Here is a 13,191-nt window from a genome sequence, read left to right as displayed (position 1 = left end):
GCGGGTCGCGTAAAATGGAGGTCCATGCTTCCAGATGGGTGAGGGATGAACGACAAGACCCTGCGTGACCTGCGCCGCCCGAGCGCAACCAAGGGTGGCGAGCCGCCCAAGATCACTTTCCCCTGTGACTATTCGATCAAGGTCGTGGGGGATGCCAGCGAAGACTTCACCGCCATGGTGTGCCAGATCGTGAGCCGCCATGATTCCGCCTTCGATGCCGAGAAGATCCAGGTGGTGCCGAGCCGAAACGGTCGCTTCCAGTCGGTGAGGCTGACCCTGCGTGCCACGGGTGAGGATCAGCTCAAGGCGCTGTTTGCCGAGCTCAAGGCCAGCGGCCGCGTGCACATGGTGGTCTGAGATGGCGCCACTGCAACTTCATCGCCTCGGGCGCCGGCCCTACGAACCCGTATGGCAGGCGATGCGCGAGTTGACCGACACGCGGGATGCGTCCACGCCGGATCAGATGTGGCTGGTCGAGCACGACCCGGTGTTTACCCAGGGGCGTGCCGGCAAGCCCGAGCATCTGCTGATGCCCGGTGACATCCCGGTGGTGCAGTCGGATCGCGGCGGCCAGGTGACCTACCATGGCCCGGGGCAGGTGGTGCTCTACCCGCTGCTCGACGTGCGTCGCGCCGGGCTCGGCGTTCGCGAGCTGGTCAGTGCACTCGAGGGCTCGGCCGTCGCGCTGTTGGCCGAGTATGGTATCGAGGCTCATGCGCGTCCCGACGCGCCGGGTGTCTATGTCGGCGATGCCAAGATCGCCTCGCTGGGGCTGCGTATTCGGCGGGGAGCCAGCTTCCACGGCATCGCCCTCAACGTCGATGGCGACCTGTCGCCCTTCGCGCGCATCAACCCGTGCGGCTATGCCGGCCTGGCGATGACCCGGCTGGCGGATCTCGTGCCGGCACCGCCGAGCCTGGATGACGTGTCGACGGGGCTTGCCCGGTGCCTGGCCAGCGAACTGGGACGCGAGCTGGTCGACGCATAGCGCCGGATCAGGCGCCGCGAAACAGCAAAGCCCGAGGCGCTGGCCTCGGGCTTTGCTGCTGTTGAGGTGGTGAAAGGCATTGCAACCCTGCTGGCCGACTCACCACTCACCACGATCACCCCACATTACGCGTCGGGATGATGTTGGGGTCGGGCGTCTGGCCGGGCACCTCGGCGGGGGAGGCGAGCTCCAGGCCGAGGTTGTTGTTCTCGAACACCCGGTCGGCGCGATAGCTGGAGCGGACCAGCGGCCCGGACGGCACCTCCATGAAGCCTTTTTCGAGGCCCTGCTGCCGATAGCGCTCGAACTCCTCGGGGGTGACCCAGCGTTCCACCGGCAGGTGGTTGCGCGTCGGGCGCAGGTACTGGCCAAGGGTGACGATGTCGACGCCTATCTCACGCAGGTCGTCGAAGGTCTGCAGGATTTCCTCCTCGGTCTCGCCGAGACCCAGCATCAGGCTGGTCTTGGTGATGACGTCGGGACGGTGGCGCTTGGCGTGGGCCAGCACGTCGAGGGTCTTGCGGTAGCCGGCGCGAGGATCGCGAACGCGGCGCGTCAGGCGCTCCACGGTCTCGACGTTCTGGGCGAAAACTTCCAGCCCGGAATCGACGACCCGCTCGATGGCGCTGGGCGCGCCGTCGAAGTCCGGGGTCAATGCCTCGACCGCTACCTCTGGCGTGCGGGCCTTGATGGCGCGAATGCAGTCGGCATAGTGGCCGGCGCCGCCGTCGGGCAGGTCGTCGCGGTCCACGGAGGTCAGCACGATGTAGCGCAGGCCCATCAACTCTACCGACTTGGCGGTGTTCTCGGGCTCTTCGGCATCGAGCCAGCCCTTGGGATTGCCAGTGTCCACGGCGCAGAAGCGGCAGGCGCGAGTACACACCGAGCCCATCAGCATGATGGTGGCGGTGCCGTTGCTCCAGCACTCGCCCATGTTGGGGCAGTGCGACTCGGCGCACACGGTACTCAGCCGGTGCTCGGCCACGTTCTTCTTCACGGCATCGAAACGCTCGCCGCCGGGGATCTGGGCGCGCAGCCACTTGGGCTTGCGACCCAGGGCCGGGCTTTCCTCGGCCTGCGGGCGCGATTTCATGCCATCCTTGATGGCCGTTGCACCGTGTTCGTTGCGGTACTTCTCGCCGCTGGACACGTGCTTGCTGGTGTTGTCGCTCATGAGCTGGGCGCCTCTTCCACTCGGCGGCCGGTCGCCGGGCGTCCCTGGATGACGCATTCGGCGGCAGGCATGGCGTGTATACAAAGGTAGGGGGGTAACTTATCACATTCGTCGTCCGACTGGACAGGCACCGAGCCATGACGATTCGGCAGTCGACCGTCACTGGGCGGCCTGTGGCAGGCAGGCGACTCCATGACTCGGCAGGGGGGTGGGGTCGGAGGCGAAGTGGGCATGCAGCTCATCGAGGTGCTGGCGGACGAAGCGCAGGAACAGTTCGGTGACCGGCGTGGGGAAGCGCTCGCGGTGGTAGACCGTGCACCAGGAGTGGCGCAGCGGGAAACCGGGCAGATCCAGCGGTGCCAGCAGTCCGGCCTCGAGTTCCAGGCGGACGGCCAGGCGGGGCAGCACGGCCACGCCGAGCTGTGCCATCACGCCCTGCTTGACTGCCTCGTTGGTTCCCATCTCGATGGCGTGATCGAGGCGTACGTCCTGCTCCGCGGCCAACTCTTCCAGGGCGCCGCGAACCCCGGAGCCGGGTTCGCGCATCAGCATGTAGTGATGGGCCAGATCCTCGAGCGTCGGGCGAGTTGCCTCGAGCAGCGGATGGCCGGGCCACACCACGGGAATCATCTCGTTGTCGAGGATCGGCATGAACACCAGGGCCTCGTCGTCGGGCACCCGTGCCATGATCACCAGGTCATCGCGGCGCTCGGCGAGGCGTTCCAGGGCCTGGCTGCGGTTGCAGACCCGCAGGCGGATCTGGACGTTGGGATACTGGGCGCGGAAGCGGGCCAGCAGATGGGGCACCACGTACTGGGCGGTGGACACGGCGGCCAGGTTGAGCTCACCGGTGATCGTGCCTTCCAGGTCCGACAGGCTCATCTGCAGCCGCGATACCTGTCCGAAGATGGCCTGGGTCGAGGCGGCCAGCGCGTCCGCGGCGGGCAGGGCATGCAGGGTGCGGCCGGCATACTTGAACAGCGGGTGGCCGAGGGCCTGTTCGAGCTGCCGGATCTGTGCGCTGACCGCAGGCTGGGTCAGGCCCAGAGCCTCGGCCGCCCGTGAATAGGACTGGCGTTCGTGAACGGCGCGAAACACCTGCAGCTGGCGGAAGGTGAGACGATTGAGCAGTTTGGGCGTGGTCATGGGTCATCCGTTGGGCGGCGCGGTAGCGTCCGGCGTGCCTTGTCGTCATGCTAGCACTCCGCTTCCGCCACTCGCTATCCGGAGATCGATCATGTTCCCACGCAAGATGCCTGTGCGCCGCGTCCTGGTGGTGGGGGCCGGGGCGGGCGCCCTTCGCCTGTGCCAGGCCGCCCAGGAGCTGGGGATCGAGAGCCAGACCGCCGAGGGCGACTCCCGCACATTGCTGGCCCGGGCCCTCGCGGGGCAATGTGACGCCATCCACCCCGGTGAACTGGCCGCGCCGCTCCAGCTCGAACTCGCCAAGGCCTGTGGAGAGGCAGGGGTGCGCTTCCTGGGCCAGGGGGCAACCTTGCTGGCTGCCATGGCCCAGCAGCGCGTCATGCGTCGGCTGATGGCGGAAGCCGGCGTACCGCTGGCGTCGCCCGAGGACGGCGGGACACTGGTCCATCTGTCGCTGTTGGTCGATGGCCACGGCCACGTGGTGTACCTGGCGCCTCGACAGTCGCTCGGCGACGCCATGTCCATGGCGCCGCTACCCTGGCTGACCGCCGAGCGGACTGCCTACCTGGGACGCCTGGCAGCTCGAGGCGTCGTGGCACTGGGCGCAACGGGGCTGGTCGAGGCGGGCTTCCGCGTCGCCGGCAATGCCCTTGGATTCGTGTCCCTGCGTCCCGGCCCGGCGGGGGAGGAGGCGCTCGACGAGGCGCTGTTCGGCCTCGATCCGTTGGTCACCCATTGGCGGCTGATGTGTGGTGAACGGCTGCGCGAGCGGCAGTCTCATCTGGTGGGGCAAGGTCATGCGCGGCTGTGGCGCCTGGCCTTGCCGGAGCATGCTCGCCTCGACGGCGGCCCCGGGGTCCGCCTGGATCATCCCGGCGCGGGTCATGAGGCTCGCCTGGTGATCTGGGGACGTCGCCTCGAGGAGCTCGAGCCTCGGGCGCGGCGGGCGCTGTCGTGTCTGCTCGGGGACGAGCAGGCGGCGCGTCTCGTGCCGGGGTGACGATGGGGCATTCGCCAGCGCGTGGAATCTGGGTTATATTGCATTGCAGCAAAGACGGTCGGGCAACGACCCCAAGACCGCATTTTCCCCATGGCCACCGAGGGAGTCGATGCCATGAACCCCCTGATGTCGAACTTGCCTCCTGCCGTGTTGTCCTGGATGGATCCTTTCGGCTTCGGTCGTGCCGGCCTGGAGTACTGGCGTGATGGTCTGGAGCGCAGCATTCTCTATCTGGACGTCATGCGCCAGCGTGGCAACCAGTACCTGGAACACATCGAGAAGACCAAGCCCAACGTGCTTGGCTTCGACGCCGAGGTGCTGCTCGACGGCCGCGAATTGCCGAGGCCGGTCAACTACGAATTGATGCGCATCCTGCCGCCCGAGGGCGTGGAAACCGATCCCTTGATGCGGCCCTTCGTGGTGGTGGACCCACGGGCCGGTCACGGACCGGGCATCGGCGGCTTCAAGCCCGACAGCGAGCTCGGCGTGGCACTGCGCGCCGGCCATCCCTGCTACTTCATCGGTTTCCTGCCCTATCCGGAGCCCGGACAGACCGTCGAGGACGTGGTCGAGGCCGAAGTGACCTTCCTTCGTCAGGTGATATCGCTGCATCCGGATACTGCGGAGAAGCCAATGGTGGTCGGCAACTGCCAGGCCGGCTGGCAGATCATGATGGCGGCGGCCCTGGAGCCCGACGTCTTCGGGCCCATCCTGATCGCCGGTGCACCGCTATCCTACTGGGCCGGCGAGCGGGGCCAGGCGCCGATGCGCTACACCGGCGGCATGACCGGTGGCAGTTGGGTGACGTCGTTGCTCAGCGACCTGGGAGCCGGACTGTTCGACGGTGCCTGGCTGGTGCAGAACTTCGAGCGGCTCAATCCGGCCAACACCTGGTGGAGCAAGCAGTATCACCTTTATTCCCGCGTCGACACCGAGGCGGAGCGCTACCTGGACTTCGAGCGCTGGTGGGGTGGTCATGTGGTGCTGGGAGGGCAGGAGATCCAGTACATCGTCGACAACCTGTTCGTCGGCAACCGTCTGTCCACCGCCCAGATGGTCACCGCCGACGGGCGACGCATCGATCTGCGCAACCTGCGTTCGCCGGTGGTGGTGTTCTGTTCCCGGGGCGATGACATTACGCCGCCGCCGCAGGCCCTGGGCTGGATACAGGATCTCTACGAGGATACCGATGAACTCATCGCCAACGGGCAGACCATCGTGTACTGCGTCCACGACACCACCGGGCACCTGGGCATCTTCGTGTCAGGCAGCGTATCGCGCAAGGAGCACACCGAGTTCACCGCCAACATGGACTACATCGACGTGTTGCCGCCGGGGCTCTACGAGACGGCGATCTCGCGGGCCGAGGATCGCCCCGACGCCGAGCTGATCGAGCGCGACTACCTGCTCGAATTTCAGCCGCGCAGCATCGAGGAACTGGACCGCGAGGTGCACCATCGTCCCGACGACGAGCGTCGCTTCGCCGCCGTGGCCCGCGTCTCGGAGATCAACCAGGGGCTGTACCGCCAGTTCCTCCAGCCCTGGGTCCAGGCCTGGGCCACCCCTGACTCCGCTCGCTGGATGCGACGCATGCATCCCAATCGGCTGGGATATCGGCTGCTGTCCGATCGCAATCCGCTGATGGTGCCGGTTCCGGTGCTGGCCGAGCGGGTGCGCGAGGATCGTCAGGCGGTCGGCGAGGACAACGTCTTTCGCGCCCTGGAGGGCGTGCTGTCGAGCCAGATCACCCAGGGCCTGGAGGCCTGGCGGGAACTGCGCGATCGCAGCCTCGAGCGGCTGTTCCTGGACGTCTACGGCCAGCCGCTGTTGCAGGTTCTGGTCGGACTTGGGGGCAACGCGCCGGTGCGCCGGCATCCCGGGGCCGAACCGGAGCAGCGTCGCTTCGTTCAGCAGCGTCGCGAGGCGATCCGGGCCAGGGTCGCCGAGGGCGGCAGCCATGAGGCGGTGATGCGCTCGGTGATCTATGTGCTGGGCGGTGCGCCGGCGACCGATGGGCGCAACTTCAAGCGCCTGCGCGCATCCCGCGCCGAGCTCGAGCCGACCGCTCGACTGGCCGACTTCAAGCACCTGGTGCGTGAGCAGTTCTTCATCCTCGAGCAGGACCGCGAAGCGGCCCTGGAGGCCATTCCACGGCTGGTGGCTGGTGAGAGCGCCGAAGCGATCGACGGCCACCTGGGACATATCGAACACGTGCTGGCGGCCAGCGGGGAGCTCAGCGAGCGTGCCGCCCAGCGCTTCGAACGTATTCGAGCGCTGTTCGCCAGCGCCCGACCCGCAACGCCGCCGCGGTCAACGCCCGGGGAGGCGCCCGCGACGTCAGGAAAGCCTGGCGAGAGCGGCGAGACCAAGGCGGCTGAGCCGCCCAAGGCATCCGAGACGGTCTCGGCAGCGAAGCGCGAGGCGCGTCGCCAAGGTCCGCGTCAATCGGCGACGCGACGTCGCAAGCCGCCCCGGTCCAAGGACTGAATCCCCGTACCTTTCGCATCGAGCCCCTGCCGCCTGACCGGCGGGGGCTTGCGTGTGGAAGGGTGCTTGCCGAGCGGTGGCCGGCGGTCTAGGGTCAAAGGCCCGGCGAGGGAGCGACTGGCGTGTTGGCTGGCGCTAGGGTAGGGTAAGCGCATTTTTCACCCGCCAACGGGTGGTCGATTCCGTTCGACGCGGGCCATGCCCGCGCCTACTGACGTTTGGAGCACTATGGGCAAGTCTCTGGTCATCGTCGAGTCGCCGGCCAAGGCGAAGACGATCAACAAGTATCTCGGCAACGAGTTCATCGTGAAGTCGAGCGTGGGGCACATCCGTGACCTGCCGACCAGCGGCTCGGGCAAGACGGCCTCGGATCCCAAGGAGCGTGCCCGACAGGCCGCCGCGACGCGCAAGATGTCCGCCGAGGAGAAGGCCGAATATCGCCAGCGTAAAGCACGGGAGCAGCTGATCCGGCGCATGGGGATCGATCCCGAGCATGACTGGGAAGCCAACTACGAGATCCTGCCCGGCAAGGAGAAGGTGGTCGCCGAGCTCAAGAAGCTTGCCGACAAGGCGGACTCCGTCTACCTCGCGACCGATCTGGACCGCGAGGGGGAGGCCATCGCCTGGCACCTTCGCGAGACCATTGGCGGTGATGACTCGCGCTATCGCCGGGTGGTGTTCAACGAGATCACCAAGAATGCCATCCATGAGGCCTTCGAGGATCCCGGCCAGCTCAACATGCCGCGGGTCGAGGCCCAGCAGGCGCGGCGCTTCCTGGATCGCGTCGTGGGCTTCATGCTGTCGCCGCTGCTGTGGGCCAAGATTGCCCGCGGCCTCTCCGCCGGCCGCGTCCAGTCGGTGGCGATGCGGCTGATCGTCGAGCGCGAGCGCGAGATCCGAGCCTTCGTTCCCGAGGAGTTCTGGGACGTCCACGCCGATCTCGAGCCCGCCGACGACGCCGCGGCTGCCCCGGTGCGCTTCGAGCTGGTGCGACAGGACGGCAAGGCGTTCCGTCCGACGTCAGAGGCCGAGACCCTGGAGCGCATCGAGGCGCTCAGGAAAGCGTCGCTGGCGATCACCTCCCGTGAGGACAAGCCGACCCGCTCCAAGCCCAACGCTCCCTTCATCACCTCGACGCTCCAGCAGGCCGCCAGCGGGCGCCTCGGGTTCTCGGTGAAGAAGACCATGACGCTCGCCCAGCGCCTCTACGAGGCGGGCTACATCACTTACATGCGGACCGACTCCACCAACCTGTCCCGCGAGGCGGTGGACGGCGTGCGCGACTTCATCGGCGAGGAATACGGAGCGCGCTATCTGCCCGAGGCGCCCAACCGCTATTCCAGCAAGGAAGGCGCCCAGGAGGCCCACGAGGCTATCCGCCCCTCCGAGGTGACACGCCGCGCCACCGACCTGGCCGGTATGGAGCGCGACGCCGAACGCCTCTATGAGCTGATCTGGCGCCAGTTCGTGGCCTGTCAGATGACGCCCGCGGAATATCTCTCTACTACCCTGACCGTGGCCGCCGATGGCTACGAGCTCAAGGCCAAGGGCCGGGTGCTGAAGTTCGACGGTTACACCCGCGTGATGAAGCCGATGGGCCGCAAGGACGAGGACCAGTCGCTGCCTGACCTGGCCGAAGGCACGCCCCTCACCCTGGCGTCGCTGGATCCCCAGCAGCACTTCACCAAGCCGCCGGCTCGCTATACCGAGGCGAGCCTGGTCAAGGAGCTGGAGAAGAAGGGCATCGGCCGGCCGTCCACCTACGCGGCCATCATCTCGACCATCCAGGATCGCGGCTACGTCAAGCTGGAGAATCGTCGCTTCTACGCCGAGAAGCTGGGCGATATCGTCACCGAGCGGCTCAAGGAGTCCTTCCCCGACCTGATGGACTACTCCTTCACCGCGCGCATGGAGGATAGCCTAGACGAGGTGGCCGAGGGCGAGCGCCGCTGGCGCGAGCTGCTCGACGCCTTCTATGCCGAGTTCCGCGAGGAGCTGGATGAGGCGCAGAGCGAGGAAGGCATGCGGCCCAACCAGCCGGTGCCCACCGACATCGACTGTCCGAGCTGCGGACGCAAGATGCAGATTCGCACCGCCTCGACAGGCGTATTCCTGGGCTGCTCAGGCTACAACCTGCCGCCCAAGGAGCGCTGCAAGACCACCATCGATCTGCTGCCTGGCGACGAGGCGGTGGCCGCCGATGCCGACGAAAACGCCGAGACCGATGCGCTGCGCGCCAAGCATCGCTGCCCCAAGTGCGGCACGGCGATGGACAGCTATCTGATCGACGAGACGCGCAAGCTGCACGTCTGCGGCAACAGTCCTGACTGCGACGGCTACGAGGTCGAGCAGGGCAAGTTTCGCATCAAGGGCTATGAGGGCCCGACCATCGAGTGCGACAAGTGCGGCAGCGAGATGCAGCTCAAGAGTGGCCGCTTCGGCAAGTATTTCGGCTGCACCAACGAGAGCTGCAAGAACACTCGCAAGCTGCTCAAGAGCGGCGAGGTGGCGCCGCCCAAGATGGATCCCATCCCCATGCCGGAGCTGGCTTGCCAGAAGGTCGACGACCACTATGTGCTGCGCGACGGGGCCAGTGGCCTGTTCCTGGCGGCCAGCAAGTTCCCCAAGAATCGCGAGACCCGGCCGCCGTTGGTGATCGAGCTAAAGGCCCATGCCGAGGAGCTGCCGGACAAGTATCGCTACCTGCTCGACGCTCCCGATGCGGACCCGGACGGCCGGCCGGCGCAGATCCGCTTCTCGCGCAAGGCCAAGGCGCAGTTCCTGATGACCGAGGATGACGGCAAGGCCACCGGCTGGAAGGCCACCTTCGACGACGGCAAGTGGCAGGTGGAGGACAAGCGCAAGTGACCCCGCGAGCCCGAACCAATCAGCTGCTGTACCAGGCGGAGCTGCTGCTGGCGGCGCCTGCCGGCGACGATGAGCATGCCGAGGCGAGACGCATGGCCGGTGAGGAGGGGGCCTTGGCGCTGCTCGAGCTGGCCCTTGAGTCTTTGCTGCGCGAGGTCACCGAGCATGCCGGCCTCGAGCGTCACGACTGGCGTGAGCTTCTCGCGCCCCAGGGAGCGCCGCTGGCCGAGCTGGAGCGGCTGCGTGGCCTGGCCCAGCGCCCGGACAGCTGGCTTGCGCGGCTTATCGCCCGCATCGAGGCCCTGCACGCAAGCGACGGCGTGGCGCGTCGCGCCAGTGGGGCTGCACAGGGCATCATCGCCGTGGGCAGTGCTGCCGCACTGGGCGATGAGCTGCACGACTGCTTGACGGCGGCCAAGCGCGAGATCGCTGAACTGCGCCAGACCAGCGAAGAGTGGTAGCTGTCGCCTGCAAGATGGTGTCGGCAACGTCGATGGGCGAAGGCGTCGGGTCAGGCCCGTTGGCCTTGCGGGGGAGCGTACTCCCCGACTTCTTGTGGCACCACATCGCCGAGCGCAGATAGGTTTCTGGCCTGATCCTGGCCTAGCCACGGTCGTTCCAGTGTCGCTGCATCTCCAGGAAGGTCAGCGACGCCGACCAGGTGATCATCATGAAGCCGGTCAGCGACTCGGTGCCCATCAGGAAACGCAGCGGCCCCTCGGGGAAGACGTCTCCGTACCCGAGGGTCGTGTAGGTGATCGCCGAGAGGTAGACATAGTCCAGCCCGTTGACCATCGGCGCGCCGGCCACGGCGCCCGATGTCGTCCCTTCCAGCCACCAGGCAGCCAGGCCGAACAGCCAGATCTCCGCCACATGGGCGGTCAGCAGTCCGAACATCAGGCCCAGAAAGCGCCGCCGTCGCGAGGGTGAGGTGCGTCGCATCAGTCGGCTAAGCACGCTCGACACCTCGAAATGCAACAGCACGCAGGCCGCCACCACCAGTAGAGTGGTGCCGACCACGGCCAGGTGGCTCGAATCCAGCATTGCCTCGCCCACGCTTGCCTCCCTTCGCCGGTTTGCCACGGCTTCAGGCCGTCTTGACCTGCATCAAGCCGGGACGCGTCTCGTCTCGTCTAGGATATCAGTAGCGAAGGCGGCGGGATGTTTCTATCGCCAACGTCGGATCACCGGGGGGCAGAGCCATGCGCTTTCATCAAGTGCGAGAATTGGTGCGCTGGGCGGCGGATTACCACGCTCGACTCGAGGCGGCTTACACGGGGCTGGCCACGAACAGTGTCGCTCCTCGGCTACGCCTGGCGCTGGATTATCTCGCCGATCATGAGCGACGGATGCGGCGCGAGCTCGAGTCTTACCTCGCCGAGGGCAGCGGCCATCGCCGGGTGCTCGACGCCTGGTTCGATGAGCCGGACGACTTTCCCCATCCGCCAGTACTCGAGTGCCTCCCGGAGGCGCGTGACGACGAGGGGGTGGAGGCATTGCTGGCGACGGCCCTGACCATGCACCGTACCTTGCAGGACCTCTATCGTCACCGCGGCGAGCGAGCGAGCGGGACCGAGGAGCGAGAGTTCTTCGAGGCGCTGGTGCAGGGTGAGGATGCCGAGGTGCGTCGACTGGTACGTGATATCCAGCGACTCGAGGCGTATTGAGCGATACTCGTCAGTCTCTATCGAGGTGTCTCTATCTGGCGACAAGATGGCTGGTCGTGGGCATCGCAACGCCCCGGGCGGGGAGCGTAGGCGTCATCCATTGCGATATTCGATACCATGGCCCCTGACATCAACGTTGCAATGCGATATAACGGCGTCTTCGTTCTCGGCCCCTCGCATGCCCATGATGAATACGCCCAAGACGCCCAAGTTGTCCCGCCGCCGTTTCGGCCTGCTGGCTTTGAGCCTGCCGTTCTGGGCGCCGGCTCAAGGGGCCACCATGATGTCCGACCTGCTGGCCGATGCCAGCGGGCCACGTTTTCCCGATGAACTATGGGTGCTCGTCGACGACGATGAGGCAAGGCTCAGTATCTTCCGGGGCAGCCAACTGGTGGATCGCTTTTCCCCGATATCGCTGGGCCGAGGCGGTGCCAAGCCGCAGCGAGTGCGCGGTGATCGCGCTACGCCGCTGGGCGAGTTTCATGTCTCGCGCTTCAACTACGGCAGCAAATACCATATCTTCGTCGGCCTGGACTATCCGACGCCGACCCATGCTCGCATGGCGCTGGATTCCGGCGTTTATAGCCAGCGCGACTACGATGACTATTTTACCTATTATCGTCGCCATGGGAGTCCGCCGCAGGATACGGCGCTGGGCGGCTATATCGGTATCCATGGCGTCGGCGTGGCGGATCCCGAAATCCATCGGCGCTTTCATTGGACCAATGGCTGCGTCGCGGTCACCGATCGGCAGATCGAGACCCTGTCGTCGATGATCGACATTGGCACGCGGGTCGTCATCCGCTAGGCTTTACATGCGCTAAGGACGTTCTAGTCGGTAGGCAAGCGTTGTGCCGCGATTCAGCGCAGCGTTTGACGACTTTGAGAGGCAGCAAGCGTATTGCTGCCGATAGGACCTGCAACGCAGGACGCCTGTTCATCAGGCATCACCAACGCAGTACCAAGGAAGACCCAAGGAGAACACCATGACTCTCAAGACTACTCTGAAGCTGTCCGCCGCTGCCGCCTCCCTCGCCGTTCTGGCCGGTTGTGCTTCCTCCAGCGCTCTGGAAGAAGTCCGCACTACCGCCGAGTCCGCTCAGGCCGACGCCGCCGAGGCTCGTAGCATCGCGACCCAGGCCCAGAACACTGCCAACCAGGCCCAGCGCGACGCTCAAGCGGCTCTGCAGATGTCTCAGCAGAACCGCGAAGAGATGAACCGCATGTTCGAGCGTTCCATGCGCAAGTAAGCGGTAGCGGGCAGGCCAGGCTCAGTGCCTGGTGATGCCACGATCAACCACCCCTCGCAAGAGGGGTGGTTTTTTTGTGCCTGCTCGATGACCCGGTGTGCGGCCATCGATGGCACTCGGCTCTCGACTTTTCTCCGATGGCTGGCAGTCGGGTGATGTGCGAGCGTGACCCCTCGGAAGGGGGCAGATAGCGCCTGAATGTGAGCGGCAGGCAGTGTGGTTGATATCGGTGCCGGGGATATGATGAACGAAACACCATCATGAAGGCGCAGGGGCTTGGCGGACAGCCGCCGTTACGCCGGCTCTCCCTGCCATCTTCCGCGATACCTGCTATTCGTCTATCAGCAGGGTATGCTTTTCCTGAATGCCAATGCTGTGTATCCAATCGCGGCAGTGGAGCGAGCATGGAAAAGCCCACTGGGTGGAGAATGATCGTGACGGGGTTCCAGTATGCCATCGGCAGCGACAGTCCGGGATGGTCGCCTTCAGTGGCGGGGCCTTCCGCTGACGCAGGGCATGACCAGCGCAAGCGTCATGCCCTGTCGGGAGATAATGAAGGCGGTCGCATGGTCACGTCCTGTGGGGAGATCGGCATCGCGCTTCCACCGTGG

12 protein-coding genes are annotated in these 13,191 nt (G+C 66.1%); 9 read left to right on the top strand and 3 right to left on the bottom strand.

Annotation, left to right across the window (positions count from 1 at the left end; translation table 11 throughout):
• Positions 1-45: 45 nt before the first annotated feature.
• Together FHR96_RS04705 and lipB are read left to right on the top strand one after the other, a co-directional pair.
• On the top strand, positions 46-357 hold the full coding sequence (locus tag FHR96_RS04705; protein ID WP_183386516.1) for an HP0495 family protein: 312 nt from the start codon (positions 46-48) through the stop codon (positions 355-357).
• Between the two features lies 1 nt (position 358).
• Positions 359-988 (top strand): lipoyl(octanoyl) transferase LipB, encoded by a 630-nt coding sequence (gene lipB, locus FHR96_RS04700; RefSeq protein ID WP_183386515.1) that lies wholly within the window; start codon positions 359-361, stop codon positions 986-988.
• Positions 989-1,103: 115 nt separating this feature from the next.
• Here the strand turns inward: lipB and lipA are convergent, their stop codons facing one another.
• On the bottom strand, positions 1,104-2,162 hold the full coding sequence (gene lipA / locus FHR96_RS04695) for a lipoyl synthase (protein WP_183386514.1): 1,059 nt from the start codon (positions 2,160-2,162) through the stop codon (positions 1,104-1,106).
• Between the two features lie 159 nt (positions 2,163-2,321).
• On the bottom strand, positions 2,322-3,308 hold the full coding sequence (locus FHR96_RS04690; protein ID WP_183386513.1) for a LysR family transcriptional regulator: 987 nt from the start codon (positions 3,306-3,308) through the stop codon (positions 2,322-2,324).
• A gap of 91 nt (positions 3,309-3,399) precedes the next feature.
• Here FHR96_RS04690 and FHR96_RS04685 point away from each other — a divergent pair, with 91 nt between their 5' ends.
• The 4 genes from FHR96_RS04685 to FHR96_RS04670 all read left to right on the top strand — a co-directional run bounded on the left by FHR96_RS04685 (position 3,400) and on the right by FHR96_RS04670 (position 10,124).
• Positions 3,400-4,308, top strand: coding sequence for an acetyl-CoA carboxylase biotin carboxylase subunit family protein (locus FHR96_RS04685; RefSeq protein WP_183386512.1), 909 nt, complete (start codon positions 3,400-3,402; stop codon positions 4,306-4,308).
• 114 nt (positions 4,309-4,422) lie between these two features.
• Positions 4,423-6,795, top strand: coding sequence for a DUF3141 domain-containing protein (locus FHR96_RS04680; protein ID WP_183386511.1), 2,373 nt, complete (start codon positions 4,423-4,425; stop codon positions 6,793-6,795).
• Positions 6,796-7,023: 228 nt separating this feature from the next.
• Complete coding sequence (topA, locus tag FHR96_RS04675; RefSeq protein WP_183386510.1) at positions 7,024-9,663, top strand: type I DNA topoisomerase; 2,640 nt, start codon at positions 7,024-7,026, stop codon at positions 9,661-9,663.
• Positions 9,660-10,124: a DUF6586 family protein gene (locus FHR96_RS04670; protein ID WP_183386509.1), complete on the top strand. Its 465-nt coding sequence runs from the start codon at positions 9,660-9,662 to the stop codon at positions 10,122-10,124. Before topA ends, FHR96_RS04670 begins: the two co-directional genes overlap by 4 nt.
• A gap of 142 nt (positions 10,125-10,266) precedes the next feature.
• Here FHR96_RS04670 and FHR96_RS04665 read toward each other — a convergent pair whose 3' ends face one another.
• On the bottom strand, positions 10,267-10,719 hold the full coding sequence (locus tag FHR96_RS04665; protein WP_183386508.1) for a two pore domain potassium channel family protein: 453 nt from the start codon (positions 10,717-10,719) through the stop codon (positions 10,267-10,269).
• A gap of 146 nt (positions 10,720-10,865) precedes the next feature.
• Between FHR96_RS04665 and FHR96_RS04660 the strand changes: the two genes are divergently transcribed.
• From FHR96_RS04660 to FHR96_RS04650, 3 genes are all read left to right on the top strand, one after another.
• Entirely contained in the window at positions 10,866-11,330 is a 465-nt protein-coding gene (locus tag FHR96_RS04660) for a 2-hydroxyacyl-CoA dehydratase (protein WP_246392783.1), read from the top strand.
• A gap of 178 nt (positions 11,331-11,508) precedes the next feature.
• On the top strand, positions 11,509-12,138 hold the full coding sequence (locus FHR96_RS04655) for a L,D-transpeptidase family protein (protein WP_246392782.1): 630 nt from the start codon (positions 11,509-11,511) through the stop codon (positions 12,136-12,138).
• Positions 12,139-12,316: 178 nt separating this feature from the next.
• Positions 12,317-12,580, top strand: a complete 264-nt coding sequence (locus FHR96_RS04650) for an Lpp/OprI family alanine-zipper lipoprotein (protein WP_016854575.1) — start codon at positions 12,317-12,319, stop codon at positions 12,578-12,580.
• The last annotated feature ends 611 nt before the right edge of the window (positions 12,581-13,191 follow it).

The organism is Halomonas organivorans (assembly GCF_014192055.1).
Taxonomy (GTDB): Bacteria; Pseudomonadota; Gammaproteobacteria; order Pseudomonadales; family Halomonadaceae; genus Halomonas; species Halomonas organivorans.
Note: the sequence above shows the minus strand (reverse complement) of the source record. Positions and strands in the feature narration are given on the sequence as shown.